Consider the following 23,836-nt stretch of genomic DNA (forward strand, 5'->3'; position numbering starts at 1 on the left):
ACTATGGATACCACCCTGTACACCACCCCGCGCGACCTGATTCGCCACGCAGTCACCCGTTTCAACAAGGCCAAGCTGTTCTTCGGCCACGGCAGCGCCGAGGCTTACGATGAAGCGGCCTACCTGACCCTGCACACGCTGGCGCTGCCGCTGGACCGCCTGGAGCCGTTCATGGATGCGCGCCTGCAGCCGGAGGAAATCGCCGAAGTGCTGGCCGTGATCGAGCGCCGCGCCAACGACCGCGTGCCGGCTGCCTACATCACCAATGAAGCCTGGCTGGGCACCTACAACTTCTACGTCGACGAGCGCACTATCGTGCCACGCTCCTATATCGCGGAACTGATTCCGAATTACTTCGCCCCTTGGGTCAACGATGCGGAGAACGTGTCGAACATCCTGGAATTGTGCACCGGCTCCGGCTGCCTGGCGATCATGATGGCCGACGCCTTCCCTGATGCGGAAGTCGATGCGGTCGATATCTCCGCCGATGCACTGGAAGTGGCGCGCAAGAACGTCGAGACCTACAAGCTGGAAGACCGCGTGAACCTGATCCAGTCGGACCTGTACGCCAACGTCCCGGCCGGCAAGAAGTATGACCTGATCATCACCAATCCGCCTTACGTGAACTCGTCGTCGATGGCCAAGCTGCCGCAGGAATACCTGCACGAGCCGCAGATTGCCCTGGACGGCGGCGCCGATGGCATGGACCTTGTGCGCAAGATCGTTGCCGGCGCGGCCGAGCGCTTGACCGACGACGGCCTGCTGATCGTGGAAATCGGCAATGAGAAAGAGTTTGCGGAAGCGGCGTTTGGGGAGCTGGGGCTGACCTGGCTGACCACTAGCCAGGGCGATGATATGGTGTTCCTGATCACTGCTGACCAATTGAAAATCTAAACCGGCAAGGCGGTGTCCGACCCGCAGGGTCAGACACCGGTACGCCACGGCCGCGGACTGCGGAGTGACTGGCAGTGAGGGACGGGAGCTGGACCTTGGGCCAGTTCCCGCCGCTTTACCGGTTTTAACTAGAACGACCAAGAAAATGATCCGCTTCACCAACGTCAGCCTAATGCGCGGCCTGAAGCCGCTGCTGGAATCCGCCGACCTGACCCTCAATCCAGGCGACAAGATCGGCCTGATCGGCGCCAATGGCGCCGGCAAATCCAGCCTGTTCGCCATGCTGCGCAACGAGCTGCACCCGGACCTGGGCGACATCGACTTCCCGAAAAGCTGGCGCATGGCCTACGTGGCGCAGGAGACCCCTGCCCTGCCGCGTACCGCCATCGACTACGCCATCGACGGCGACGCCCACCTGCGCCAACTGCAGGCCGAACTGGCGCGCCTGGAAGCCCTGCCCGACACGCCGGAGCACGGCATCGAGATCGCCCACGTCCACACCGAACTGGCCGACGCCGACGCCTACACCGTGCAGTCGCGCGCCGAGCAACTGCTGCTTGGCCTGGGCTTTTCGCTGGAGCAGATGCAGCAGCCGGTGGCGAGCTTTTCGGGCGGCTGGCGCATGCGCCTGAACCTGGCGCAGGCGCTGATGTGCCCTTCCGACCTGCTGCTGCTGGACGAACCGACCAACCACCTGGACCTGGACGCGATCATCTGGCTGGAAGACTGGCTGAAGCGCTACCCAGGCACCCTGATCATCATCTCCCACGACCGCGATTTCCTCGACGAGATCGTGAACGTGATCGTCCACATTGACGATCGCAAGCTGAAACGCTACTCGGGCAACTACTCCGGCTTCGAGCGCCAGCGCGCCGCGCAGCTGGTGCTGCAGGCTTCCGCCATCGAGAAGCAGCAGCGCGCCCGCGCCCACCTGCAATCGTTCATCGACCGCTTCAAGGCCAAGGCCACCAAAGCGCGCCAGGCGCAAAGCCGCATGAAGCAGCTGGCGAAGATGGAAGAACTGGCGCCGCTGCGCGCCGCTGCCGAATTCAGCTTCGAATTCCGCGACCCGGTCAGCGCGCCGAACCCGCTGCTGGTCATGGAAGACGTCGACTGCGGCTACCACACCGAGCAAGGCGACAAGACCATCGTGCGCAGCGTGACGTTCTCGCTGGTACAGGGCCAGCGCATTGGCCTGCTGGGCGTGAACGGCGCCGGCAAATCGACCCTGATCAAGACCATTGCCGGCGACATCGACCCGCTGACGGGCACCGCCACCACCGGCAAGGGCCTGGTGATCGGCTACTTCGCCCAGCACCAGGTGGAGATGCTGCGTCACGACGAGTCGCCCCTGTGGCATTTGCAGAAGATGGCGCCGACCGTGCGCGAGCAGGAACTGCGCAACTTCCTGGGCAGCTTCAACTTCCCGGGCGATATGGTGACCAGCAAGATCGCGCCGTTTTCCGGCGGCGAGAAGGCGCGCCTGGCGCTGGCCCTGATCGTATGGCAGCGCCCCAACCTGCTGCTGCTGGACGAACCGACCAACCACCTGGACCTGGAAACCCGCGAAGCGCTGACCGATGCGCTGGCGCAGTTCGAAGGCACGCTGCTGGTCGTTTCCCACGACCGCCACCTGCTGCGCGCCACCACCGAGCAATTCATCATCGTCGAGAACGGCCGCCTGCGCGAATTCGACGGCGACCTCGATGAATACAAGGACTGGCTGCTGCAAACCAAGCTGGCCAAGCCTGCCGCTGCCGCCAGCGCCGCGCCGGCTGCCGGCCAGCCAGCCGCAGCCGAAGCTTCCACGGTCGACCGCAAGGAACAGAAACGCCTGGAAGCCGAGCAGCGCCAGCGCCTGTCGGCCCAGCGCAAGCCGCTGGAGAACCGCCTGAAGAAGGTGGAGGCCGCGATGGCCCAGCGCAGCGAACAGAAAGCCGCGATCGACGCCGCCCTGGCCGATCCCGCCATCTACGATGCTGAAAACAAGCCCAGACTGAAAACCCTGCTGGCCGACCAGGTCGAATGCAGCAAGGAACTCGAACAGCTCGAAGGCGAGTGGCTCGAGCTTCAGGAGCAGCTGGAAGCGCTGGCCGCCTGACGCGGACGCGCCGCCCCGCGCACCGCCATCAGGCGGTCGATATCGAGCATGATCAGCCGGCGTTCGCCGAGCTGTCCCATCCCCAGCAGGTAATCCACCTCCTCGCCCACATGCGGCAGGGGGTGGACCGCGCTGGCGGGCAACGACACCAGGTCGGTCACGCCATCGGTCACCATTCCCATCACACAAGTCGAAAGCTGCAGGATGATCACGTCCGTGCGCGGATCGTGCACCGGCGGCCGGGGGCCGAACGCCACGCGCATGTCCACAATGGGCATGATGACGCCGCGCGACAACGCCACGCCTTCAACGATTTCTCCGCCCGATGCAATACGCTCGAGCGCACTCAATGGACGCAACTCCTGCACGCGGCGGTAGTCCAGCGCGTATTCAAGGCCGCCCAGGCGGAACGTCAGGTACTGTCGCAGGTCGGCTTCCATATTGCTCCTCTGATTCCGGTGATACGCTGTTCCATCGTACCGTTACGCAACAGCAAGCAGTTTGACCATCCTCAAAGATTGCGGCCTGGGCTACAATGCTTTCATAACAATTGCTGGGAAAGCGTCCATGTTCCAATGGCTGAAGCGACTGCTCGCCAAACCTGAAAGCCGGCCGCCAGCGGCCGCCCCTGCCGCGCCGGCGCAGCCCGCGCCCACACCGGCGCCGGTCCCCGTGCTCTCGCCGGCCCTTGAAGGCGGCCCCGATTTCGAACAGAAGGACCTGGTCAACTCCACCTTCCAGCGCTGGCTGTTTGGCCTGCGCAAGGACGATTCGCTTGATACCACCGCGCCCGAAGGCCGCGTGCTGCACGAATTGATCCTGGCCGCGCAATCGGGCCACAATGCGGCTGACATGCTGCGCCGCATGCCGGGCGTGATCCCGCAACTGCTGCAAAGCCTGCGCAGCGAGAATTTCGCCGGCGCCGATATCGCGCGCAAGATTTCCAACGACCTGGTGCTGGTGGGATCGGTGCTGCGGCTGGCAAATGCCGCCATCCAGAACAGCGGCGAAGCCACCACCATCAACAGCGTCGAACACGCCGTGATCGTGGTTGGCCAGGAAGGCTTGCGCCAGTTGATCACCAGCGTCGCCTTCCGCCCCATCATCGATTTGAATTCCGGGCACTACACCAAGCTGCTGGCGCCGCGCATCTGGGAGCAGTCCGAGAAAAGCGCCGTGGCCTGCCGCATGCTGGCCCCGGAATTCGGCGTCGACCCGTTCGAGGCTTTCCTGGCGGGGCTGGTGATCAATTCCGGCTTGCTGACTGCCTTGCCGGTACTGGACAGCGCCGGAGCCGGGCCGGGCGAGCTGGGATCGGCCACGTTCCGCGCCCGACTTGCCCACGAGGCACTCGCCATTTCGGCCGGGATATCGGAGGCATGGAATTTCCCGCCGTCGATTACCCAGGCGATACGCGAACAGCAGGCCATGCGCAAGGGCGAGCCGCGCACGCCGATGGCGCGCGTGCTGGCGGTGGGCGACTACCTGTCAAAGATCCGCGTGCTGCAGGCCAACCGCGAGATCAACGATACGGAACACAACCTGTTCCACGACCTGCCGCTGGGCGCCATGCCCTGCTACGCGGCGATTTAAGCCGCGCTGCCGCTCCAGTCGAACTGGCCGCCGCTGCCGATGAAGAGCGGCTGCTGCGTGCCCAGCGCGGCCCGCACGCGCAGCTTGACTTCCTTTGGCGGCAGCAGGTAGGCCGGCCCCAGGTCGGGATTGAATACCAGCTTGCGCACCACCATGTCGCCCGCCACTTGCCGCACCGTGCAGCGCGCGCCGCCGACGACCAGCAGCTTCTGCCGGTACACATGCTCGCCCAGCTCCTGCTCCTTCTGCTGGGCGGCCTGGGCTTCCTTCATCGCCACCTGCAAGCGCGCCACCATCTTCAGCGAGGGGCCGACCTTCAGCGCCATCTTCTGGAACAGCACGAGCTGCTCCTGGTTCAGCGTGACTTCCTGCTTGCGCACCTTGCTCGCCAGTTGCAGGTAGTTGCGCACCTCCTGGTCGGCAGTGATGGCGTCCATCTGCTCCTTGCAGCGCTGCGCCTGCTGCTCCTGCCTTTCCGCGCGGGCGGCGCATTCGGCCAGCTTGTCGTCGTACTTGCTGGTGTCCGGCACCATGACGTGCAGCTGCATCTCGGCCTGCTTGCGCGGCCCGGCGCTGTCGATCTCGATGCGGCGCGCGGCAATGGCGCAGCCGGCGGCCAGCTTGATCAACACCTCATCGGCCATGATCTCGCAGTTGTAAGCCTCGGTGATGATCACGCGCGAACCGGTAATCACACAATTCTGCGCCTTGCCCAGCACCACCTCGCCATTTTTGGACTGCAGCAGCGCACCGGAAGCGACGCCGGATACGCGGATATTGCCGTCGGCGTTGGTGGCGCTGCCGCCCATCAGGTTCTTTTGCAGCGCAATCGTGCCGCCGCGCGAGACGATATTGCCGAAGACGTCGGCATGCACGGTGATATTGCCGCCTTCCACCGTGCGCTGTTCCTGCACTTCGCCGAACTCCTCGTAATCGCCATCGAGCTTCAGGTTGCCCGTCGTGCGCGCGGACACGCCTTCGCGGCTGACGATCTTGGGGCCGATGGAGATGCGCTTGCTTTTGCTGTCGACGTTGATGAAGCCTTCGCGCGAGGAGACCAGGTAGTCGACGCCATCGTGGTGCTCGACCACCGTCCCTTCCCCGGCCACCGCGGCCAGTTCCAGGTCGCGCGGCGGTGGCGGGTCCAGCACGATGCCGGACAATTCGAAACCGCGCGTGCCGGCCTGCGGCGGCTCGCGACGCAGCAGCCGCACCTGGGCCTTTACTTGCGGGAAGCGGTTCTGGAAGCTGTGCAAGTCGAAGCGGCCATTGGCCAGCAGGCGCGGAGCATTGGAGCGGTGGATGCTTTCCGATACTTCCACGATGGCGGCATCGCGCCCCGGCACCGGCGGCAGCTTGCGCGCCACGATCAGGCGCGCCACCTTGCCGCTGGCAATGGCTTCGCGCACCACCGGCGCATCGATGCCGAAGCGGATACCCTTGGTCCACATATCGGCCACGAATTCGCCGAAGTCGAGGTGGGCCGGCAGCGGCGCCTCGCCTTCGGCTTCCACGAACACGGGTTCGAAATAATATTCAGCCTCGCCGCCGACGATGCGTACCGACTTGTACAGGTCGCGCCGCCCGCCGGGGAATGGCACGATATCGTCGGCAAAGCGCCACAGGGGCTGGCCGGCCATGCCTTCCGGCAGTTCGTGACCGACGCCGTACAGGGCGCGGACGAAGACGCCGTAATCAAGCCCGCGGAAACAGGCGCCGGACAGGAAAACCTGGTTGGCAGCCGCCTGCAGCAAAGCCGCTGGGGCTTCGGCCTTGAAATACACGCCATCGGCGCGCTGGACCAGCGACGATGGCAGATCGCCGGCCGCCGCGGCGGCCGATGCAGCGTCTGCAGGCACCATGTCTCCCGGGTAGTCTTCTTGCGCCATTGTACGGCTATCGGCCCACTACGCTACGCTCGCCTCGGCCTGGGCAGCGCCATGCCAGTTCACGCTGCCGCTGGAGCCGGCGAAAATGGCCTGGCTATCGAGCCGGGGCCCGCGCAGCATGGCCTTGTAATCCTTGGCGGCGGCCATGAAATTGGCCGCCATCGCCTCGCCCAGCGGCAAGGTACGCACCAGCACTTCGCCGTCGACCATGGTGATGCGCACCGAGGAACGGGCGGCGGCATCGCGCTTCAGCGCTTCCAGTTCGTCGCGCCGGGCGCGCGCGCCGCCGATCGACTCTTCGGCCACCTTGATCGACTGCAGCAGCTGGCCGATTTGCTTGATGTGCGGCGCCACCGCGCCCGCCACTTTTTTAAGGTTCGGCACCTGGGCCGGCGTCAGGTGGATCTCGCCCTTGCGCAGCTTTTCTGCCAGCGTCAGGTAGCTGCGCACCTCGGCCATGGCATTCAGGCGGTCATGCTCGGCGCGCCAGGCGGCGATTTCCGCCTCATGCACGGCGACCTGTTTTTGCAGGGTTTCCAGCTCGGCGTCGTGGCCGGCGACGTCTTTCACCACTACGTAGACCAGCATTTCGCTGTTCTTGCGCGGGCCGGCGCTTTCAACCAGCACGCTGCGCCCGGCAACGGCGCAGCCGATGGCCAGTTCAATGGTCACTTCGTCGGCAAGGATTTCGCAGTTGGACGCTTCCGCGATCACCACCCTGGGCGCGCTGATGACGCAGCTTTCGGCGCGGCCGGTGATAGTAATCGTGCCGCTGGCTGTCTGGATGGTGGAACCGGAGGCCACGCCTTCAATGCGGATATCGCCCCTGGCGTTGATGGCCCGGCCGCCCACCAGGTTGCGGCCCAGGACGATGGTGCCGCCGCTGGAATTGATATTGCCGAACACGTCGCCGTGCACGGTGATGTCGCTGCCGTTCACGTCGCGCAGTTCCTGCACGTCGCCGAATTCTTCGAATGCGCCCATCAGTTCCAAGTTGCCGGTGGTACGGCCGGACACGCCCTCGCGGCTGATAATCTTGTCGCTCAGCGCCACCTGCCCGCTTTTCGGGTCCACATTCAGGAAGCCTTCGCGTGCCGCCACCAGGAATTCGCCATCGGCTTCGCGCGCGATGACCGTGCCCTCGCCGGCATAGCGGCTGAAGTCCACGTCGTTCGGCGCCAGCGCGGCCAGCGGCTGGCCAGCGATATTGCGGCCCGGCTCGCCCGGCACGCCGGGCAGCTTTTGCAGCAGGCGCATGCCTTGCTTGATCTGGGGGAAACGGTTCTGGAAGCTGGTCAGGTCGACCGTGCCGTCGGCGCGCTGGCGCGGCGCGTCGCTGCGGTGCAGTTCGGACGCCACTTCCACCACGCGCGCATCCTGTGCAGGCGTCGGTTCCAGGTCGAGCGCCGCGGCCACCCGTTCGCCTTTCGGCGCCGCCAGCGCGGCGCGCACGGCTGCCACCTGGATGCCGAAGCGCACGTTCTTCAGCCACATGTCGGCCACGAATTCGTCGAAATCGAGGTGGGCCTGGCGTTCCGGCAGCAGGGTGCCGTCCGACAGCTCCTCGGCCGGCAGGTAGATCGGTTCAAAGAAGTATTCCGCTTCGCCGTCGCGAATCCTGACGTTGCGGTACAGCGGCTTGCGCTCGGCCGGGAATGGCGCCAGACGATCGGCCACGCGCACCAGCAGTTCGGGACTGGGCGCCAGCTCCGGTCCCACGCCGTACAGGGCGCGCGCCAGCACCGGATAGTCCAGCCCCTGCAGCACATAACCGCTGCGGTACAGCACATCGACCGCGGCGCTCAGTTCAGGCGCGAGCAGGCGCAGGTCCAGGTAGACCCCATCGGGCCGCTGGACCACGCCGGCCGGCAAGCTGCCGGCGCTCTCCTGTTGTGCAATATGGGACAAAGCTCCTCCTCCAGTGCCCTATTGTTGGGCGCGCCGGGGCGCGTTGTCTTGCGGGCAATCAATATTACACGCAAAACATTAAATGCCGGAGGTTTTCGGAGCCGAAAGTTTTCTTAACGTTACGTAAACGTCACAAAATCACCGCCTGCGCGGCAGGGAGTACACTTGCTGGCCCGCTTCATTGATCTGGCGGCGCAGGTCACGGCGCTCGTCGGGGGTCATGCGCCCCCCCATCCGGCGCGAGTCTGCGTTGTCCCGGTCGTCCACCATGCGCGGCGCATCGTCCATGCGCCCCTCATACTGGCGTGGATAGCGCACTTCGCGGGCGTCGTTCATGCGATTGTCGCGGAAGTCGCGCGGCGCTTCGCGGCGTTCTTGCTGGCGGTTGCGCTGGTCGGACTGCGCTTGCGCGCTGGCCATCACGGTGCAGCACAGGCCGGCGCACAGCGCCAAAGCCGCTTTGCCCAATCCCGTTTTCGCACCAAGTTTCATCGCAGTCCTCGTCGTACTTGCCGTATCCATGCCCGCAGTGTATGCGCTCCAACTTCCCATAGTAAGAGCGACCCGGTAAAGTTTGTAAGAAAATGTAATGAGTTTTCACCGGTATGGCACCGGCCATCAATATGACGTTACCATAGCGACATGCATCTGACAATTCAACAAGATCAACATCCTTATGAATACCACCACTAACCCTCCTGCCGCACCAGGCGGCGCGCAAGGCCACCAGGCCAAGATCATGGTGGTGGACGATGACGTCCGCCTGCGCGACCTGCTGCGCCGCTACCTGACCGAGCAGGGCTTCAACGTCGTCACCGCCGAAAACGCTACTGCCATGAACAAGCTGTGGCTGCGCGAGCGCTACGACCTGCTGGTGCTGGACCTGATGCTGCCCGGCGAAGACGGCCTGTCGATCTGCCGCCGCCTGCGCGGCGCCGGCGACCAGACCCCGATCATCATGCTCACTGCCAAGGGCGAAGACGTGGACCGCATCGTGGGCCTGGAAATGGGCGCCGACGATTACCTGCCCAAGCCATTCAACCCGCGCGAGCTGGTGGCCCGCATCGGCGCCGTGCTGCGCCGCAAGCAGCCCGACGAAATCCCGGGCGCGCCTTCCGAGCATCCGCAAACCTTCGAGTTCGGCCAGTTCGTGCTGGACCTGGGCACGCGCACGCTCAAGAAAAATGGCGAAACCGTGCCGCTGACCACCGGCGAGTTCTCGGTGCTGAAAGTGTTTGCGCGCCATGCGCGGCAGCCGCTGTCGCGCGAGAAGCTGATGGAGCTGGCGCGCGGCCGCGAGTACGAAGTGTTCGACCGCAGCCTGGACGTGCAGATTTCCCGCCTGCGCAAGCTGATCGAGCCGGACCCGTCCAGCCCTCTGTACATCCAGACGGTGTGGGGCCTGGGCTACGTCTTCATCCCCGAGGGCCAGCCGCGCTGATTTTGGGCTGTCGATGAAATTCCGCCTGCCACGCCCGGCGTCGCTGACCAGCGGCCTGTTCTGGCGCACGTTCCTCTTGCTGAGCGTGTTGACCACGCTCTCCATGTCGGCCTGGTTCGGCATGGTCAACTACGTCCAGCGCGAACCGCTGGCACAGCAGACTGCCGCCCAGGTGGTGTCGGTGGTGACCATCACCCGCGCCGCCCTCACCCACTCCGCCACCGACTTGCGGCGCGAACTGTTGTTCGAACTGGTGTCGAACGAAGGCATCCGCGTATTCACCATGGAGGACGACGACGAGGTGGCGCCGCCGCCAAGTTCGGGGCTGATGGCCGACATCCAGACCCTGGTGCGCGCCAAGCTCGGTGCCGATACCCGTTTTTCCTCCGAAGTGAACGGTGTGCCCGGCTACTGGGTCAGCTTCAAGATCGCCGATGACCGCTACTGGCTGATGCTGGAGCGCGAGCGCCTGCAGGGGCCGGTCGAATGGCTGGGCTGGGCCGGCGTGGTGGCGCTGGTGTCGCTGCTTGGCGCAGCGCTGATTTCCAGCCTGATCAACCTGCCGCTGAAACGGCTGACCGCCGCCGCGCGCGAGATTGCCCAGGGCCGCCATCCGGACCCGCTGCCGGAAGTCGGGCCGCAGGAGGTACGCCAGGCCAACCGCAGCTTCAACCAGATGGTGGATGACTTGCAGCAGGTCGAATCCGACCGCGCTGTGATCCTGGCCGGCATTTCACACGACTTGCGCACGCCGCTGGCGCGCATGCAGCTCGAGGTGGAAATGGCCAAGCTGTCGCAGGAGGCGCGCGAGGGCATGCAATCGGATATTGCGCAGATGGATGCCATCATTGCCCAGTTCCTCGATTACGCCAAGCCGACCGAGGCGTCCAGCTTTATCAATGTGGACATGGTGGCGCTGCTGAGCGATTGCGCGCATGAGGCTGGACGTCATCCGGATGTGAAGGTTACGGCTGAGCTGCCGGAGCATGCGCATGTGCTGGGCAATGCAACTGACCTGAAGCGGGTGATTGCCAACCTGGTCGAGAATGCCCGGCGCTATGGCAAGACGCTCGATTCGGATGTGACCGAGATTGATATCAAGTGCTCGGTGCGGGGAGTGCATACGGCCAAGCGCGTTGTTGTCGAGGTGCAGGACCACGGCGTGGGTGTGCCGGAGGGGCAGATTGCGCAGTTGCTCAAGCCGTTTACGCGGCTGGATACGGCGCGCGGGCAGGCCAACGGGGCCGGGCTGGGGCTGGCGATTGTGGACCGGGTGCTGTCGCGGCATGAGGCGGAGCTGGAGGTGTCCAATCGTGAGGGGGGCGGGTTGAAGTTCACTATTTCTTTGCGGGCGCTTTAAAACCGGTAAACCTGGGTCTGACCCGCAGGGTCAGACCCAGTCTGCTCATCTGCCGCTGGTTTCGGTTGTGCGCACTTGATCTTCGACGAAAGTCAACAGCCTCGACCCAACAGCAAGACGCAAGACCGTTGGGGGTCTGACCCTACGGGTCTGACCCCGAATTACCGGTTTTGGGCTAAATTGAAGTCATGCTCCGCCAAGGCTTCGCCGACGCCATCGGCCATACTCCCCTGATCCGCCTCGCCCGTCTCTCGGCCGAGACCGGCTGCGAAATCCTGGCCAAAGCCGAGTTCATGAACCCCGGCGGCTCCGTCAAAGACCGCGCCGCCCTCGCCATCATCCTCGACGCCGAGCGCTCCGGCCGCCTGAAACCCGGCGGCACCGTCGTCGAAGGCACCGCCGGCAACACCGGCATCGGCCTGGCCCACCTGTGCTCCGCACGCGGCTACAAATGCGTGATCGTCATCCCCGAAACCCAGTCCGAGGAAAAATTCGCCATCCTGCGCACCCTTGGCGCCGAAGTGCGCCCCGTCAAAGCCGTCCCCTACGCCGACGACAACAATTACCAGAAAGTCGCCGGCCGCCTCGCACAGGAATTGCCCAACGCCATCTGGGCCCAGCAGTTCGACAATCTCGCCAACCGCCAGGCACACTACGCAACAACCGGCCCAGAAATCTGGCACGACGCGCATGGCCGCATCGACGCTTTCACCTGCGCTACCGGCACTGGCGGCACCCTGGCCGGCGTCGCCCGCTACCTGAAGGAGCAGCAGCCGAACATAAAAATCGTGCTGGCCGATCCCTACGGCAGCGCGCTCTACAACTGGATCAAGCACGGCGAACTGAAGAGCGAGGGCAATTCGATTTCGGAAGGCATCGGCAACAGCCGGGTCACCGCAAACCTGCAAGGCACACCGATCGACGACGCCATCCGCATCGACGACAAGGCGTGCGTGCAGATGGTCTACCGCCTGTTGCGCGAGGAAGGCCTGTACGTCGGCGGCTCGAGCGGCATCAACGTGGCCGCCGCGGTTGAGCTGGCAAAACAGATGGGGCCCGGCCACACGATAGTCACCCTGCTGTGCGACCGCGGCGCCACTTACGCGGCCCGCCTGTTCAACCCGGAATGGCTGGCTGAAAAAAATCTTTTGTAATCGTGTCGATCTGGCGCATCGCCGTTCGTCGTGGGAATATGGAGGCCGCAAACGGTGTCCAGTTCCCAAACAACGAATGGAGATTCACCATGACTGTCAAACCAATTCCAGAAGGCATGCGCACTGTTACCCCGCACCTGGTCTGCGAAGGCGCTGCCGATGCCATTGCTTTCTACAAAAAAGCCTTCAACGCGGTAGAAAATTCCCGCATGCCCGGCCCTGGCGGCAAGATCATGCACGCCCAGATCAGCATCGGCGATTCGAACATCATGCTGGTCGACGATTTCCCTGACGCCGGCTGCTTCGGCCCGAAACACTACAAGGGCACGCCGGTAACCCTGCATATTTATGTGGAAGACGTGGACGCCGCCTACAAGCGTGCAATCGACGCCGGCGCCACTGCCAAGATGCCCCCTGCCGACATGTTCTGGGGCGACCGCTACGGCGTGCTGGTGGACCCATTCGGCCACTCCTGGTCGATCGCCACCCACAAACGCGACCTGACTCCCGCGCAGATGGAAGAAGGGATGAAGGAAATGATGAAGAACTCGCCTGAGTGCAAGGGCTGATTTTTAAATTCAATCGAGAGGACACCATGCGATTCATGCTCATCGTCAAAGCAACCCCTGATTCCGAAGCCGGCAAGATGCCGAAAACCGAACTGCTCGCAGCCATGGGCAAGTTCAACGAGGAACTGGTGAACGCCGGCGTACTGCTGGCCGGCGAAGGCCTGCACCCCAGTTCGCGCGGCGCCCGCGTGCATTTCTCGGGCAGCAAGCGCACGGTCATCGACGGCCCCTTCTCGGAAACCAAGGAGCTGATTGCCGGCTTCTGGCTGATTCAGGTAAAGTCGCTGGCTGAAGCCATCGAATGGGTCAAGCGCTGCCCCAATCCGATGGAGACCGACTCAGATATCGAAATCCGCCAAGTGTTCGAGGCCGAGGATTTCGGCGCCGAATTCACGCCCGAACTGCGTGAGCAGGAGGCGCGCATCGCCAGCAAGATCGCAGCGCCCGTTTAAAGGAGACTTCAATGCAGTACATGGTAATTCGGAAGGCCGACGCCACCTCGGAATCGGACAACTTCCCATCCGCTGAACTGGTGCAGGCCGTACCGGGTGCCAAATGGCTGCGTTCCAGCGCCGACGGCGGCCTGCGCATGCGCCGCCGCGACGGCCAGTGGCTGTACGAAGAAGGCCCGTTCGAAGATGTGAGCGTGGCCGGCTTCACCTTCATCGAGGCCGAAGACCGCCGCGCCGCCAGCGAACTGGCTGCGCGCTGGCCATCGGCGGACGCGGAAGGCAGCGCCGTGGTCGAAGTGCGCGAAGCCGGTTGCCCCGGCGGCTGCGTAGGCTTCGACACCGGCGCGGCGCCCAAGCATACCGCCTGGGCCATCCTGTTGCGTTCCGATGCCGTGGCGGAGCAGGATTTCGAACCGCCGGCGGCAGTGATCGACATCATGAACCGCGCCAACAATGCCGGCATCGCCGCCGGTGTTGCACTGTCTGGCGAAGGCTTGAAGTCCACCGCACGCGGTGCGCACGTCAAGTTCAGCGGCGGCAAACCCTTCATCACCGACGGCCCGTTTGCCGAGGTGAAGGAACTGATCGCCGGTTATTGGGCGGTGGATGCGGCTTCGCGCGATGATGTCATCGCCTGGGTCAAGTCCTACCCCTACCCTAACCCCGGCGATATGGAAGTGGAACTGCGCAAGGTTGCGATCTAATCCCGAGTGGCGGTGGAGGCGCGCAGCACGAGTTGCGCGTTGACCACCGTCAGCGGCTCGACTTCCTGGCCTTCGATGGAGGCCAGGAGTTTCTCCATGGCCGCCGCGCCCATCTGTTCGCTGTTCAGGTCCACGCTGGTGAGGGCCGGCGAAGCGAAACTCCCGAACTGGATATTGTCGAAGCCGACCACGGAAACGTCTCCCGGGACGCGGAAGCCCAGCGCCTGGGCGGCTTTCATGAAACCCAGCGCCAGCAGGTCGTTGAAGCAGACCAGCGCGTCGGGCGGCTGCCTGCCCAACATGATCGATGAGCTCAGTTTCTCGCCCGCTGACGACGCTGGAGCTTCGGCTTCGAATACGCTCAGATCCAGTCCTTGCGCCGCCAGTGCCTCGCGCACGCCGGCCATGCGCTCGCGGTCGCGGCGCGAATTGGCGTAACCCATGTAAGCTACCCGCTTGTGGCCTTGCGCCAGCAGGTGACGCGTGACCATGAAGGCGCCAAGCTGGTCGTCGCTGGCCACGGAAGGCAGCTTGATATAGTCCGGCCGGCCGAAAAATACCGATGGACGGTCCAGCGCCAGCAGCCAGTCCAGTTCCTCCTCCGGCGTGCGGGAATAGACGATCATGCCGTCCACGCGCCGGCTCAGGGCTTCCAGCAGTTGACGCTCGCGCTCCGGGGTTTCTTCGGTATCGACCAGCAGCACGGTGTAGCCGTGGGACTGGGCCACGCGGTTGGCGCCTTTTACCACGCTGGCGTAGTGAGGGTTCGTAATATCCAGGATCGACAGGCCGATGGTCCTGGTGCGCCCGGTAATCATCGACTGCGCCATCGGATTGGAGCGGTAGCCCAGTTCCTCGATGACGCTGGCCAGCCGGGCTTCGACCGCCGGCGAAAAGCGCTGCGCGCCGTTGACGAACTTGGAAACCGTGGCCGTGGATACCCCCGCGGCGGCTGCCACATCACGGATTGTCGCTACGTTCTTCTTCATCGGCCGGTACATTATTGGAAAAGTTGCCGAGTTTATCACGCCATCACTGCCGTGATGGTAAAGTAGCTGGATGAACGACAACAGCATCCACCGCGCCATCGACGCTGTCTGGCGCATCGAAGAAGCGAAGATCATCGCGGTCCTGACACGCATGCTGCGCGACGTCGCACTGGCGGAAGAAATGGCGCAGGATGCGCTGGTCAGCGCGCTTGAGACCTGGCCGGAAAACGGCACGCCCGACCGGCCAGCCGCCTGGCTGATGCAGGCGGCGAAGAACAGGGCGCTCGACTACCTTCGCCACCAGAAGCTGGTGCACGAGAAAGAGCCCGAGCTGACCTACGAAATCGAAGGCTTGCTGCAGGACGCCGCGCCGGACCTCGAGCGCGAGCTCGATGACAATATCGGGGACGACCTGCTGCGCCTGATCTTCATTTCCTGCCACCCGGTGCTGACCATGGAAGCGCGCGTGGCGCTGACCTTGCGCCTGCTGGGCGGCCTGACGACCGACGAAATTGCACGCGCCTTCCTGGCGTCCGAATCGACGGTGGCGCAGCGCATCGTGCGTGCCAAGCGCACCCTGGGCGATGCCAAGGTGCCGTTCGAAGTGCCGCGTGGCGCCGAGCTGGAAGAACGCCTGGCCGCGGTACTGCAGGTGATCTACCTGGTCTACAACGAGGGTTATTCCGCCAGCGCGGGCGCCGACTGGATGCGCCCCGCCCTGTGCAACGAGGCGCTGCGCCTGGGGCGCATCCTGGCCGAGCTGGTGCCAGGCGAACCGGAGGTGCACGGGCTGGTGGCGCTGATGGAGATCCAGTCGTCGCGGTCGCGTGCGCGCACAGACGCGCAGGGTAAGCCGGTGCTGTTGTTGGAGCAGGACCGCACGCGTTGGGACCAGATGCTGGTCCGGCGCGGGCTGGCGGCGCTGCAGCGCGCGCAAGCGTTGAATCGGGTGCCGGGGCCATACGTGCTGCAGGCCGCCATCGCTTCCTGCCACGCCCGCGCGCGCCGGGCCGAAGACACCGACTGGCAGCAGATCGCCGACCTGTACCTGGCGCTGGCGACACGCGCGCCTTCGCCGGTGGTGGAATTGAACCGCGCGGTGGCGCTGGCCATGGCTTATGGGCCGGAGGTGGGGCTGGAATTGGTGGACCAATTGGTCGACGAACCGGCGCTCAAGCAGTACCACCTGCTGCCAAGCGTGCGGGGCGACTTCCTGTTCAAGCTGAACCGCCTGCCTGAGGCACGTTTCGAATTCGAACGCGCCGCGAAGCTTACGCAAAATGAGCAGGAGCGCCAACTATTGCTGACACGCGCCGCGGCCTGCGGTTGAACAGGAGAGAACCCGATGATCAAAGTTAGTGTCATGTACCCATATGCCGCAGATGCGCGATTCGATCACGCCTACTACCGCGAGAAGCATATGCCAATGGTGAAACAGCGGCTCGGCGCAGCGTGCCTGTATTACACGGTGGACAAGGGCGTTGCAGGCGGCGCTCCGGGCACAGACCCCGTCTATGTGGCCAAGTGCGATTTCGTCTGCACCTCTGTCGAAGCCTACCAGGCAGCCCGCGCGCCGCACGCGCAGGAGATCTGGAGCGACATCGCGAATTACACGGATATTCGACCCGTGCTTCAGATCAGTGAAGTGGTGGTGGAGCGTTCAGAGGCCTGATTCAAGGAAAAGAGGTTTTTTCATCAGCGTGTCGATTCTGTGCCCCGCCATCCGTCGTCAGGATGCAGCACCGAATTACCGTTCCACATCAATCAAGGAAACGCCATGAAAAAACAAGTCATCCTCAATTTGCCAGTGAAGGACCTGGAAAAGTCCAAGGCCTTCTTTTCCGCGCTCGGCTTTACGTTCAATGCACGATTCAGCGGCGATAACGCGGCATTCATGAACGTCGTCGGCGACACAATCCAGGCCATGCTGACGACCGAACCTTTCTTCAAGTCCCTGATTGGCAAGCCCGTCGCGCAGGCCAAGGAAGCCAATGAAATGGTCATCTGCCTGAGCTGCGAAAGCCGGGAAGAAGTCGACACCCTCATCGCCAAGGCCATTGCCGCCGGGGGCCGCACGCCGCACCCGCCGGAGGACCATGGCTTCATGTACGACCAGGGCTTCGAGGACATTGACGGCCACCTGTGGAACCTGGTGTGGGTGGCGCCGGAAGCCTGACAGCGACTAGGCGCGTTCAAGAGCGCCATCGCGGCGCGTGCGGCGGTAGCGCGGCAGGTCGTCGCAGATCGGCTCCCAGTGCAGGCGGCTATCGGCAAAGGTGTGGTCCTGCGGCGGCAGTGCTTCGGGATCGTCCAGGCTGGCGGTGGTGATGTCCAGTTCGCCGGGCGTGCTGTCATCGGCAAAGGTGAGGTGGGTGCCGCAGACGCCGCAGAATTCGCGCGTCACGCCGGGGCTGGAATGGAAGATGGCGGGCTTGCCGCGCACATAGCGAAACTGGGTGCGCGGTACGCTGAACCAGGCCACGCTGGGCGCGCCGGACAGGCGGCGGCACATCGAACAATGGCACCAGGTGCAATTCAACACCGGCGCGTCTGCTTCATACTGCACTGCGCCGCAAAAACAGCCGCCCGTGTACATAGGGATCTCCCTACTCCAGCAATTTGGTCATGAGCAGTTCCGCCGAGCCGTAGCCAAACAGCGAATCGCTCTCCAACCCCTCCGTGTCGTATGGCACGGACACTTCGCGCTCCGGCTTGGCCGGATCGTCGCCGTAGGTTGCCTGCCAGGCGCGCTTCAAGGCATCGGCGCGGCGGATGAACATCGGCACCGGCCAGTCGATGCGCTGGAAGCCGATGGTATTGCCGATCACCGGCCAGCGCCCGTTGGCCAACGCGATGTCGCCGGTGCGGATCACCTTCAGCACATCGTTCGCCTTCAGCTGCTGCACGTCCGCCAGGGTCGGCAGCGTCCAGTGGGTCGGCCCGAACAGGTAGGCCAGCATGACCTTTCCTTGCGGTGACAGGCGAGCCACCAGTCCGGTGGCATAGCCGCCATTTCTAAGCGGGATGGCAAACCAGCTGCCCTCCCGGTACGGCTGCAACTTCATCGACTTCCTTTCTCGAAGTCGGGGTCAGGTCTGGCAATCGGACACGGGCTCGACCGTAGGCGACGCCTACGGTCGAGCCCGTGTCCGATTGCCAGACCTGACCCCGACTTTAATCACCATAGTGGTACTGCGCGGCGATCGGTCCCGCCTTGAACAGCGCTTCCTTCATTTCCTTGTCCATTTTCGGGTCGCGCCGGCGCACCCATTCCAGCAGCATTGCGATCTGCTTGCGCGTGGAATCGCGGTGGCTGGCCATGACCAGCTTCAGCTCGGGGTCGGTGCACGTTTCGATGCGCTGGTTTTGCAAATCCAGCATCTCGATCTTCTCGCTCAACGACGTTAGCGCCCGGTGCATGTCCAGCACCTGGGCATTCAAATAGTCGCGCGGCTCGACCACGTGTTCCTGTGTCATCTCACTCTCCTTAGACATGCGGGTACACGCATTGTCAGCCTGCGGCGCGGATTTCTCAAGTGTAGCAAGGCGCTTGGCGGGGTGTCGCACGGATGGGCGAGATTTGCGCGATAATGCCGGGCACTATGCAAAACTTCGAATTCCACAATCCAACCCGTGTCATCTTCGGCGTGGGTCAAATTACCTCCTTGGCAAAACATATTCCTTCCAATGCACGCGTATTGATGCTCTACGGTGGCGGCAGCATCAAGTCGAACGGCACGTACGACGAAGTGCGCGCGGCCCTGGCAGATCACACCGTGCTCGAGTTCTCCGGCATCGAGCCAAATCCGCGCTATGAAACCTTGATGGAAGCAGTCGAGCTGATCCACCGCGAAAACATCGATTTCCTGCTGGCTGTAGGCGGCGGTTCTGTTGTCGACGGCACAAAATTTGTTGCCGCGGCGGCGGCATATGACGGCGATGCCTGGGACATCCTGAAAATCGGCGGCAAAGTGATCAAGGCTGCCCTGCCCTTTGGCGCCGTACTGACCCTGCCGGCTACCGGCTCGGAAATGAATAGCGCCAGCGTGATCAGCCGCGCCGAGACAAAGGAAAAGCGCGCCTTCATGAGCCCGCATGTTTATCCGCGCTTCTCGGTGCTGGACCCGGCCAAGACCCTGACCCTGCCGCTGCGCCAGGTCGGCAACGGTGTGGTCGATGCCTTCGTCCACACCACCGAACAATACCTGACCTACCCGGCCAATGCGCCGGTACAGGACCGCTTTGCCGAAGGCTTGCTGCAAACGCTGCTGGAACTGGGCCCGCAAGTGCTGGCGCGCCCGGACGACGTGGAAGTACGCGCCAACATCATGTGGACCGCCACCATGGCGCTGAATGGCCTGATCGGAGTCGGCGTGCCGCAGGACTGGGCAACCCACGGCATCGGCCACGAACTGACCGCGCTGTTTGGCCTCGACCATGCGCAGACGCTGGCGATAGTCCTGCCGGGCATCCTGCAGATTCGGCGCGAAGCCAAGCGCGGCAAGCTGCTGCAGTATGCCGAACGTGTCTGGGGCCTGCATGCCGGCAAGGGCACCGACGATGAGCGCATCGACGCGGCCATCGGCAACACGCGCGCCTTCTTCGAGCAGATGGGCGTGCCGACCCGCTTGTCCGGCTACGGCCTGGGCGCGGAAGCGATCGACGCCACCGTCGCTGCCATGGAAGCTGCCGGCCTGACGGGCCTGGGCGAACGCCGCGATATCACGCCTGCCGACGTGCGCAAGGCGCTGCAACTGAGCCTGTAGTACAATACCGCCTCGCTAGGGGTCCTCGCGCATGTGCGCGGGGTGAGAAATACCCTCCGAACCTGATCTGGATAATGCCAGCGAAGGAAAGCGTAGATGGTTGAAGGCCCGCAGCCCCGGGGCCTGCTCTCACCCTCGTGCTCTCCCGCTGGCGCATAACGTACAGCTTGAGCACAAACATGAATAGCACTCGCCTCACACTGGCCGCACTGGCCATTGCTTCCGCCTTCGCCCCTGCCGCCCATGCGCAGGACCAGAAAATGACCGAAGTGGTCATTACCGCCAACCGCGTGGCCGCCGAACGCGCGTCCGTGGCCGGTTTCAGCGACCAGCCCTTGCTGCAGACGCCTGCTTCCGTCACCGTACTGACTCGCGAACAGATTCAAGACCTGAACATCGGCACTACCACTGACGCCGTCAAGTACGACGCCAGCATCGGTGACGCGTACAACGCCGTTGGCTATGCCGAGCAGTTCTCGATTCGCGGCTTCAAGCTGAATAACGCCAACTCCTACCGCAAGGATGGCCATCCGATTTCCGGCGATACCCAGATCCCGCTGGAGAACAAGGAAAGCATCGAAGTGCTGCGCGGGCTGGCCGGCCTTCAGCAAGGCGTCGCGGCGCCAGGCGGCGTAGTGAACTACGTGACCAAGCGTCCAACCGAGAACAACCTGCGTTCCGTGCAGTTCAAAGTGAGCGAGCGTGGTTCCGTGCTGGGCACGGTGGACCTGGGCGGCCGGTTCGAAGATAGCCGATTCGGCTACCGTTTCAATGCTGCAGGTGAGCGCATGCGCTCCATCATCAAGGGCGCTGACGGCCATCGCAGCTTCGTGTCCGGCGCTTTCGATTTCCGCATCAGCCCACAGGCGCTGCTGCAGATCGATGCCGACTACCAGAAGAAGTCGCAGAAGTCGGCGCCAGGCTTCCAGCTGATCGGCGGCACCAACTTGCCGGTGGTCGATGCTGACACGTTCCTGAATGACCAGCCGTGGGCCAAGCCGGTGGAGACTGAATCCAGCAATATCGGCGTGAATTTCCAGTACCAGTTGTCGCCTGAGTGGAAGGCCACCCTGAGTGCCAACCAGCATCGCTTCAAGCGCGATGACTACACGGCCTTCCCATACGGCTGTGAGAACGAGTTGTTGTGGCCAGGCTATTGCACCAATGGTGACTACGATGTCTACGATTACCGCAGCCTTGGTGAAAAGAAGAAGCCGCTGTCTGCCAAGGCGCTGTTGAATGGCCGCTTCGCGACCGGTTCGATTCGCCATGAACTGGCTGCCGGCCTGTCCTTCTTCAGCAACCACGAGAGCTGGGGCGATTACGTATACGAGAAAGCAGGCGTCAGCAATATCTATCACCCAGTTGCAGTGCCAATGACCGACAAGCAGGTTGGCCCGGTTTCCGAGCGCCGCAATGATCATGAGCGTTCCGCCTTTGTGCAGGATGTCATCGGCCTGACCGATCAGCTGGCGCTGCATGCCGGCGTGCGTTACGCTTCCCTGCGCCGCAATGAGGTTGACGTGGTCCCGGTTCGCGAGAATTTCTGGCTGCCGAATGTGTCGCTGGTATTCAGCCCGACCGCCAAGCTGTCCTACTATGCGAACTACGCCCAAGGCCTGCAGTACGGTGGCGTAGCCCCACTCGGCACTTCCAACTATCCGCACGCCCTGGCGCCGGGCAAGTCCAAGCAGGTGGAACTGGGCGCGAAGGCTGAAATCAACGGCATCTCCCTGTCGACCGCGCTGTATCAGATCGATCAGGGCCTGGAGTTTACCGACCCGGTTTCCAACGCATTCGTGCGCAGCGGCCAGGAACGTCATCGCGGCCTGGAATTTACTGCGCAAGGCAAGGTGACTCGTGACCTGCTGCTGGGTGCTTCGATGGCGGCCATCCGCGCGAAGCAGGAAGACACCGGCCTGGCCGAACTCGATGGCAAGCGCGTGACCAATGTGCCGAACTTCAAGTCCACTGTGTGGGCTGATTACGCTGTGGCCGAAGTGCCTGGCCTGAAGCTGAATGCGAACTGGAGGTTCTCCGGCCGTAAGGCGTTCGACCAGGAGAACAAGAGCATGGTGCCTTCCTACCACGTGGTCGACCTGGGCGGCTCTTACGCAACACGCGTGAGCGGTTCGACGGTGATCCTGCGCGCGCAGGTGAAGAATGCGTTCGACAAATTCTACTGGCGCGATGTGACGCCGGAGCTGGGCGGCTACCTGTTCCCTGGTTCGCCTCGCACCTTCCAGCTGTCGGCGCAGGTAGACTTCTAAATTGGCAATGCGGAGCCGGGTCCAAGGCGGCTCGCGCTCCGCTTAACCAAACGGAAGAACTGCGGAGTCGGACAGATATGCATCGATTTCTTCTTGCGAAGTGTCGACATTGCTGATCATCTCAAGGAGGTGCGCGAGGTTCGGGAACTCAAGGCGCGCAGCGAAGTGTTTGGCCTCGAGAACTTCAGTTTCCTCCCCACCGTACTCCCAGACGTGAAGATTTATCATTTCGAAGAGTGCACGATAAATGGACGAACCGTACGAGGTGACTTCGCTTGGACGCTCCAAATAAAACGAGATGTACTCAGGTTCATTCAGTGCAATATCAACTGCGAAAACCAGCTCCCCGTGCTCCCATAACGGCAAAAGCGTTCTGTGTGCCAAGTCCTCCCAATTTCCTGGGTAATCTGGGGCTCCTTGCGAATAGAAGTAGTAGGGGCAATTAAACAGGTCTCGCATGCCCGCAGGGGCGTCGAGCGCGCCAAGGAAATCCTTTACGGTAAGTGGGAGATTCAAGTGATGAATTGCCTCAATACGGCGGCTTTCTGATACGCTCATGCTAGGGTCCAATTTGTTTTGAAAGGCCGACTACTGCCAACCATTCGGGAAGCGCGAAATGTGGCGGAGACAAAGCCTGGAAGTCCTAAGATTGAATTGCGTGGCCCCATCGGTCTGCCCTTACCTCTTCATTCAAACAGCTTCAGGCCTCGATCAAGACCATCGCATCGATCGCCCTTACCTAATGCAACAAGCCTAACGCCCTGCACCTCAAAGGTCTCGATCATTCTCCGAAGCTCATTGGCGTTCGATGGCTGCTTGCTCACATAACAATGCCCATCGGACGCGTACGAGAATATATCAGGGTCCACGGTAAAAGGCTTTCCACACGCAGTGCAGCAACCCGCCTCCACATAAAAGTCGCCGCTCACGTTGTCGGCGAACGGGGCGCGCCCGCCCCCTTCACTTTCGGCGCAGGAACTCCATAGCGCGTTCCGAAAAGGATGAGTGCCCCCTGTCGGCAATCTGCGATGGGCGCAGTTCAGAACAGGTACTGCGCACGCATCGAGAAGGAATTGGCTGCGCGTCCTGAGTTTTTGCCAAACAGGTAGGCCGCTTCGTATTTGAGGCGGCCCGCTTCGCCGAAGAATGCCGGGCCGGCGCGGTGCGATTGTTTTTTCGACGGCAGCCAGTTGTTCCACTTTCCTACTTCGCCAAAACCTTGCAGGCCGGGAGAGAACCAGCGCTTCCAGCGTTGTTTCACCTGCCACTGGTAGGCCAGTTCGGTTTCGTTCTGCTTCCCGTTGTCCATCTCACGCTGGAAGAACACGTTGAAGTTCAACTGGGTGCGCCAGATCTGCGTTTGCAGGACTGGTCCGAATTCCACGTAGTAGCCGTTATCGCTCCGCCGGGCACGCTCCACCAGCGTGTGCAACGCGACATCGACGTCGTACTGGCCCTGGGTCAGCAGGAAGTCGTTTTGCCATTCGACGCCGGTGTTGCGGGTTTGCCGCCCGTTGCGTTGAAACCATTGCGTGGTGAGTTCGGTGTACCAGCGCGACGTTACGCCATAGCCGATGCCGATCTCCGGGCTGGCGGTGTTGCGCGAATTCTTGTAGTGGGCGTTCCAGTATTTGTAGTCGATTGAAGCCTGGCCTTCTACGTCGTAAACGGTGACCATGTAATAACCGGTCTCGCCAAACGCCGCCGAGGGGAACATGGCGGCCAACGCGAGCAGTTTTTTCATGC

Annotated in this window: 24 protein-coding genes and 1 riboswitch; of the genes, 14 read left to right on the top strand and 10 right to left on the bottom strand. The window is 63.0% G+C overall.

The window, feature by feature from the left end:
* Window positions 1-3: 3 nt before the first annotated feature.
* Together prmB and ACN9MY_RS21950 are read left to right on the top strand one after the other, a co-directional pair.
* Complete coding sequence (gene prmB / locus ACN9MY_RS21945; RefSeq protein WP_426318605.1) at window positions 4-894, top strand: 50S ribosomal protein L3 N(5)-glutamine methyltransferase; 891 nt, start codon at window positions 4-6, stop codon at window positions 892-894.
* Between the two features lie 145 nt (window positions 895-1,039).
* The gene (locus ACN9MY_RS21950) at window positions 1,040-2,995 is read left to right on the top strand and encodes an ATP-binding cassette domain-containing protein (RefSeq protein ID WP_426336145.1); all 1,956 of its coding nucleotides are present in this window, start codon (window positions 1,040-1,042) and stop codon (window positions 2,993-2,995) included.
* Here ACN9MY_RS21950 and ACN9MY_RS21955 read toward each other — a convergent pair.
* Complete coding sequence (locus ACN9MY_RS21955; RefSeq protein WP_426162653.1) at window positions 2,965-3,435, bottom strand: chemotaxis protein CheW; 471 nt, start codon at window positions 3,433-3,435, stop codon at window positions 2,965-2,967. The two genes, ACN9MY_RS21950 and ACN9MY_RS21955, sit on opposite strands and share 31 nt — an antisense overlap.
* A 127-nt stretch (window positions 3,436-3,562) precedes the next feature.
* Here ACN9MY_RS21955 and ACN9MY_RS21960 point away from each other — a divergent pair, with 127 nt between their 5' ends.
* Complete coding sequence (locus tag ACN9MY_RS21960; RefSeq protein WP_426162655.1) at window positions 3,563-4,588, top strand: HDOD domain-containing protein; 1,026 nt, start codon at window positions 3,563-3,565, stop codon at window positions 4,586-4,588.
* Here the strand turns inward: ACN9MY_RS21960 and ACN9MY_RS21965 are convergent.
* From ACN9MY_RS21965 to ACN9MY_RS21975, 3 genes are all read right to left on the bottom strand, one after another.
* Window positions 4,585-6,477, bottom strand: a complete 1,893-nt coding sequence (locus ACN9MY_RS21965) for a flagellar assembly protein A (RefSeq protein WP_426336146.1) — start codon at window positions 6,475-6,477, stop codon at window positions 4,585-4,587. The genes ACN9MY_RS21960 and ACN9MY_RS21965 overlap by 4 nt on opposite strands.
* Before the next feature lie 18 nt (window positions 6,478-6,495).
* The gene (locus ACN9MY_RS21970) at window positions 6,496-8,385 is read right to left on the bottom strand and encodes a flagellar assembly protein A (protein WP_426336147.1); all 1,890 of its coding nucleotides are present in this window, start codon (window positions 8,383-8,385) and stop codon (window positions 6,496-6,498) included.
* A 138-nt stretch (window positions 8,386-8,523) separates the two neighbouring features.
* Window positions 8,524-8,877 (bottom strand): hypothetical protein, encoded by a 354-nt coding sequence (locus ACN9MY_RS21975; protein ID WP_426162658.1) that lies wholly within the window; start codon window positions 8,875-8,877, stop codon window positions 8,524-8,526.
* 184 nt (window positions 8,878-9,061) lie between these two features.
* Here ACN9MY_RS21975 and ompR point away from each other — a divergent pair, with 184 nt between their 5' ends.
* The 6 genes from ompR to ACN9MY_RS22005 all read left to right on the top strand — a co-directional run bounded on the left by ompR (window position 9,062) and on the right by ACN9MY_RS22005 (window position 14,065).
* Entirely contained in the window at window positions 9,062-9,826 is a 765-nt protein-coding gene (ompR, locus tag ACN9MY_RS21980; RefSeq protein WP_426162659.1) for a two-component system response regulator OmpR, read from the top strand.
* A 13-nt stretch (window positions 9,827-9,839) separates the two neighbouring features.
* Entirely contained in the window at window positions 9,840-11,186 is a 1,347-nt protein-coding gene (locus ACN9MY_RS21985; protein ID WP_426336148.1) for an ATP-binding protein, read from the top strand.
* Window positions 11,187-11,374: 188 nt separating this feature from the next.
* Entirely contained in the window at window positions 11,375-12,340 is a 966-nt protein-coding gene (locus tag ACN9MY_RS21990) for a cysteine synthase A (protein WP_426318609.1), read from the top strand.
* A gap of 89 nt (window positions 12,341-12,429) precedes the next feature.
* Window positions 12,430-12,909: a VOC family protein gene (locus ACN9MY_RS21995; RefSeq protein WP_426318610.1), complete on the top strand. Its 480-nt coding sequence runs from the start codon at window positions 12,430-12,432 to the stop codon at window positions 12,907-12,909.
* Window positions 12,910-12,935: 26 nt separating this feature from the next.
* Window positions 12,936-13,361 (top strand): YciI family protein, encoded by a 426-nt coding sequence (locus tag ACN9MY_RS22000; RefSeq protein ID WP_130311298.1) that lies wholly within the window; start codon window positions 12,936-12,938, stop codon window positions 13,359-13,361.
* Window positions 13,362-13,372: 11 nt separating this feature from the next.
* Entirely contained in the window at window positions 13,373-14,065 is a 693-nt protein-coding gene (locus ACN9MY_RS22005; protein ID WP_426336149.1) for a YciI family protein, read from the top strand.
* Here ACN9MY_RS22005 and ACN9MY_RS22010 read toward each other — a convergent pair.
* Entirely contained in the window at window positions 14,062-15,054 is a 993-nt protein-coding gene (locus ACN9MY_RS22010) for a LacI family DNA-binding transcriptional regulator (RefSeq protein ID WP_426318611.1), read from the bottom strand. The two genes, ACN9MY_RS22005 and ACN9MY_RS22010, sit on opposite strands and share 4 nt — an antisense overlap.
* 70 nt (window positions 15,055-15,124) lie before the next feature.
* On the opposite strand from ACN9MY_RS22010, the gene ACN9MY_RS22015 reads away from it, so the two are divergent.
* The 3 genes from ACN9MY_RS22015 (at window position 15,125) to ACN9MY_RS22025 (ending at window position 17,230) form a co-directional block, all read left to right on the top strand.
* The gene (locus tag ACN9MY_RS22015) at window positions 15,125-16,384 is read left to right on the top strand and encodes an RNA polymerase sigma factor (protein ID WP_426336150.1); all 1,260 of its coding nucleotides are present in this window, start codon (window positions 15,125-15,127) and stop codon (window positions 16,382-16,384) included.
* A gap of 15 nt (window positions 16,385-16,399) precedes the next feature.
* Window positions 16,400-16,726, top strand: coding sequence for an EthD family reductase (locus tag ACN9MY_RS22020; RefSeq protein WP_426162667.1), 327 nt, complete (start codon window positions 16,400-16,402; stop codon window positions 16,724-16,726).
* Window positions 16,727-16,831: 105 nt separating this feature from the next.
* On the top strand, window positions 16,832-17,230 hold the full coding sequence (locus tag ACN9MY_RS22025) for a VOC family protein (RefSeq protein ID WP_426162668.1): 399 nt from the start codon (window positions 16,832-16,834) through the stop codon (window positions 17,228-17,230).
* A gap of 6 nt (window positions 17,231-17,236) precedes the next feature.
* Here ACN9MY_RS22025 and ACN9MY_RS22030 read toward each other — a convergent pair whose 3' ends face one another.
* The 3 genes from ACN9MY_RS22030 to ACN9MY_RS22040 form a co-directional block, all read right to left on the bottom strand.
* Window positions 17,237-17,650, bottom strand: a complete 414-nt coding sequence (locus ACN9MY_RS22030) for a GFA family protein (protein WP_426336151.1) — start codon at window positions 17,648-17,650, stop codon at window positions 17,237-17,239.
* Between the two features lie 10 nt (window positions 17,651-17,660).
* On the bottom strand, window positions 17,661-18,119 hold the full coding sequence (locus ACN9MY_RS22035; protein ID WP_426336152.1) for an Imm26 family immunity protein: 459 nt from the start codon (window positions 18,117-18,119) through the stop codon (window positions 17,661-17,663).
* Window positions 18,120-18,228: 109 nt separating this feature from the next.
* On the bottom strand, window positions 18,229-18,531 hold the full coding sequence (locus ACN9MY_RS22040; RefSeq protein ID WP_426162672.1) for a ferritin: 303 nt from the start codon (window positions 18,529-18,531) through the stop codon (window positions 18,229-18,231).
* Between the two features lie 125 nt (window positions 18,532-18,656).
* Between ACN9MY_RS22040 and ACN9MY_RS22045 the strand changes: the two genes are divergently transcribed.
* Entirely contained in the window at window positions 18,657-19,820 is a 1,164-nt protein-coding gene (locus tag ACN9MY_RS22045) for an iron-containing alcohol dehydrogenase (RefSeq protein WP_426336153.1), read from the top strand.
* A gap of 7 nt (window positions 19,821-19,827) precedes the next feature.
* Window positions 19,828-19,926: riboswitch (TPP riboswitch) on the top strand.
* A gap of 73 nt (window positions 19,927-19,999) precedes the next feature.
* Window positions 20,000-22,090 (top strand): TonB-dependent siderophore receptor, encoded by a 2,091-nt coding sequence (locus ACN9MY_RS22050; protein ID WP_426336154.1) that lies wholly within the window; start codon window positions 20,000-20,002, stop codon window positions 22,088-22,090.
* 42 nt (window positions 22,091-22,132) lie between these two features.
* On the opposite strand, the gene ACN9MY_RS22055 is transcribed toward ACN9MY_RS22050, so the two are convergent.
* Window positions 22,133-22,648: a hypothetical protein gene (locus tag ACN9MY_RS22055; protein WP_426336155.1), complete on the bottom strand. Its 516-nt coding sequence runs from the start codon at window positions 22,646-22,648 to the stop codon at window positions 22,133-22,135.
* Between the two features lie 481 nt (window positions 22,649-23,129).
* Window positions 23,130-23,834, bottom strand: coding sequence for a hypothetical protein (locus ACN9MY_RS22060; RefSeq protein WP_426336156.1), 705 nt, complete (start codon window positions 23,832-23,834; stop codon window positions 23,130-23,132).
* Window positions 23,835-23,836: the final 2 nt, after the last annotated feature.

This window comes from Pseudoduganella sp. R-31 (assembly GCF_049913235.1).
Classification (GTDB): domain Bacteria; phylum Pseudomonadota; class Gammaproteobacteria; order Burkholderiales; family Burkholderiaceae_D; genus Rugamonas.

Excerpts from the sequence above, each read along its gene's own strand:
- prmB (WP_426318605.1), top strand. The coding sequence starts at position 4 with ATGGATACCACCCTGTACACCACCCCGCGCGACCTGATTCGCCACGCA.
- ACN9MY_RS21950 (WP_426336145.1), top strand. The coding sequence starts at position 1,040 with ATGATCCGCTTCACCAACGTCAGCCTAATGCGCGGCCTGAAGCCGCTG.
- ACN9MY_RS21955 (WP_426162653.1), bottom strand. The coding sequence starts at position 3,435 with ATGGAAGCCGACCTGCGACAGTACCTGACGTTCCGCCTGGGCGGCCTT.
- ACN9MY_RS21960 (WP_426162655.1), top strand. The coding sequence starts at position 3,563 with ATGTTCCAATGGCTGAAGCGACTGCTCGCCAAACCTGAAAGCCGGCCG.
- ACN9MY_RS21965 (WP_426336146.1), bottom strand. The coding sequence starts at position 6,477 with ATGGCGCAAGAAGACTACCCGGGAGACATGGTGCCTGCAGACGCTGCA.
- ACN9MY_RS21975 (WP_426162658.1), bottom strand. The coding sequence starts at position 8,877 with ATGAAACTTGGTGCGAAAACGGGATTGGGCAAAGCGGCTTTGGCGCTG.
- ompR (WP_426162659.1), top strand. The coding sequence starts at position 9,062 with ATGAATACCACCACTAACCCTCCTGCCGCACCAGGCGGCGCGCAAGGC.
- ACN9MY_RS21985 (WP_426336148.1), top strand. The coding sequence starts at position 9,840 with ATGAAATTCCGCCTGCCACGCCCGGCGTCGCTGACCAGCGGCCTGTTC.
- ACN9MY_RS21990 (WP_426318609.1), top strand. The coding sequence starts at position 11,375 with ATGCTCCGCCAAGGCTTCGCCGACGCCATCGGCCATACTCCCCTGATC.
- ACN9MY_RS21995 (WP_426318610.1), top strand. The coding sequence starts at position 12,430 with ATGACTGTCAAACCAATTCCAGAAGGCATGCGCACTGTTACCCCGCAC.
- ACN9MY_RS22000 (WP_130311298.1), top strand. The coding sequence starts at position 12,936 with ATGCGATTCATGCTCATCGTCAAAGCAACCCCTGATTCCGAAGCCGGC.
- ACN9MY_RS22005 (WP_426336149.1), top strand. The coding sequence starts at position 13,373 with ATGCAGTACATGGTAATTCGGAAGGCCGACGCCACCTCGGAATCGGAC.
- ACN9MY_RS22010 (WP_426318611.1), bottom strand. The coding sequence starts at position 15,054 with ATGAAGAAGAACGTAGCGACAATCCGTGATGTGGCAGCCGCCGCGGGG.
- ACN9MY_RS22015 (WP_426336150.1), top strand. The coding sequence starts at position 15,125 with ATGAACGACAACAGCATCCACCGCGCCATCGACGCTGTCTGGCGCATC.
- ACN9MY_RS22020 (WP_426162667.1), top strand. The coding sequence starts at position 16,400 with ATGATCAAAGTTAGTGTCATGTACCCATATGCCGCAGATGCGCGATTC.
- ACN9MY_RS22025 (WP_426162668.1), top strand. The coding sequence starts at position 16,832 with ATGAAAAAACAAGTCATCCTCAATTTGCCAGTGAAGGACCTGGAAAAG.
- ACN9MY_RS22030 (WP_426336151.1), bottom strand. The coding sequence starts at position 17,650 with ATGTACACGGGCGGCTGTTTTTGCGGCGCAGTGCAGTATGAAGCAGAC.
- ACN9MY_RS22035 (WP_426336152.1), bottom strand. The coding sequence starts at position 18,119 with ATGAAGTTGCAGCCGTACCGGGAGGGCAGCTGGTTTGCCATCCCGCTT.
- ACN9MY_RS22040 (WP_426162672.1), bottom strand. The coding sequence starts at position 18,531 with ATGACACAGGAACACGTGGTCGAGCCGCGCGACTATTTGAATGCCCAG.
- ACN9MY_RS22045 (WP_426336153.1), top strand. The coding sequence starts at position 18,657 with ATGCAAAACTTCGAATTCCACAATCCAACCCGTGTCATCTTCGGCGTG.
- ACN9MY_RS22050 (WP_426336154.1), top strand. The coding sequence starts at position 20,000 with ATGAATAGCACTCGCCTCACACTGGCCGCACTGGCCATTGCTTCCGCC.
- ACN9MY_RS22055 (WP_426336155.1), bottom strand. The coding sequence starts at position 22,648 with ATGAGCGTATCAGAAAGCCGCCGTATTGAGGCAATTCATCACTTGAAT.
- ACN9MY_RS22060 (WP_426336156.1), bottom strand. The coding sequence starts at position 23,834 with ATGAAAAAACTGCTCGCGTTGGCCGCCATGTTCCCCTCGGCGGCGTTT.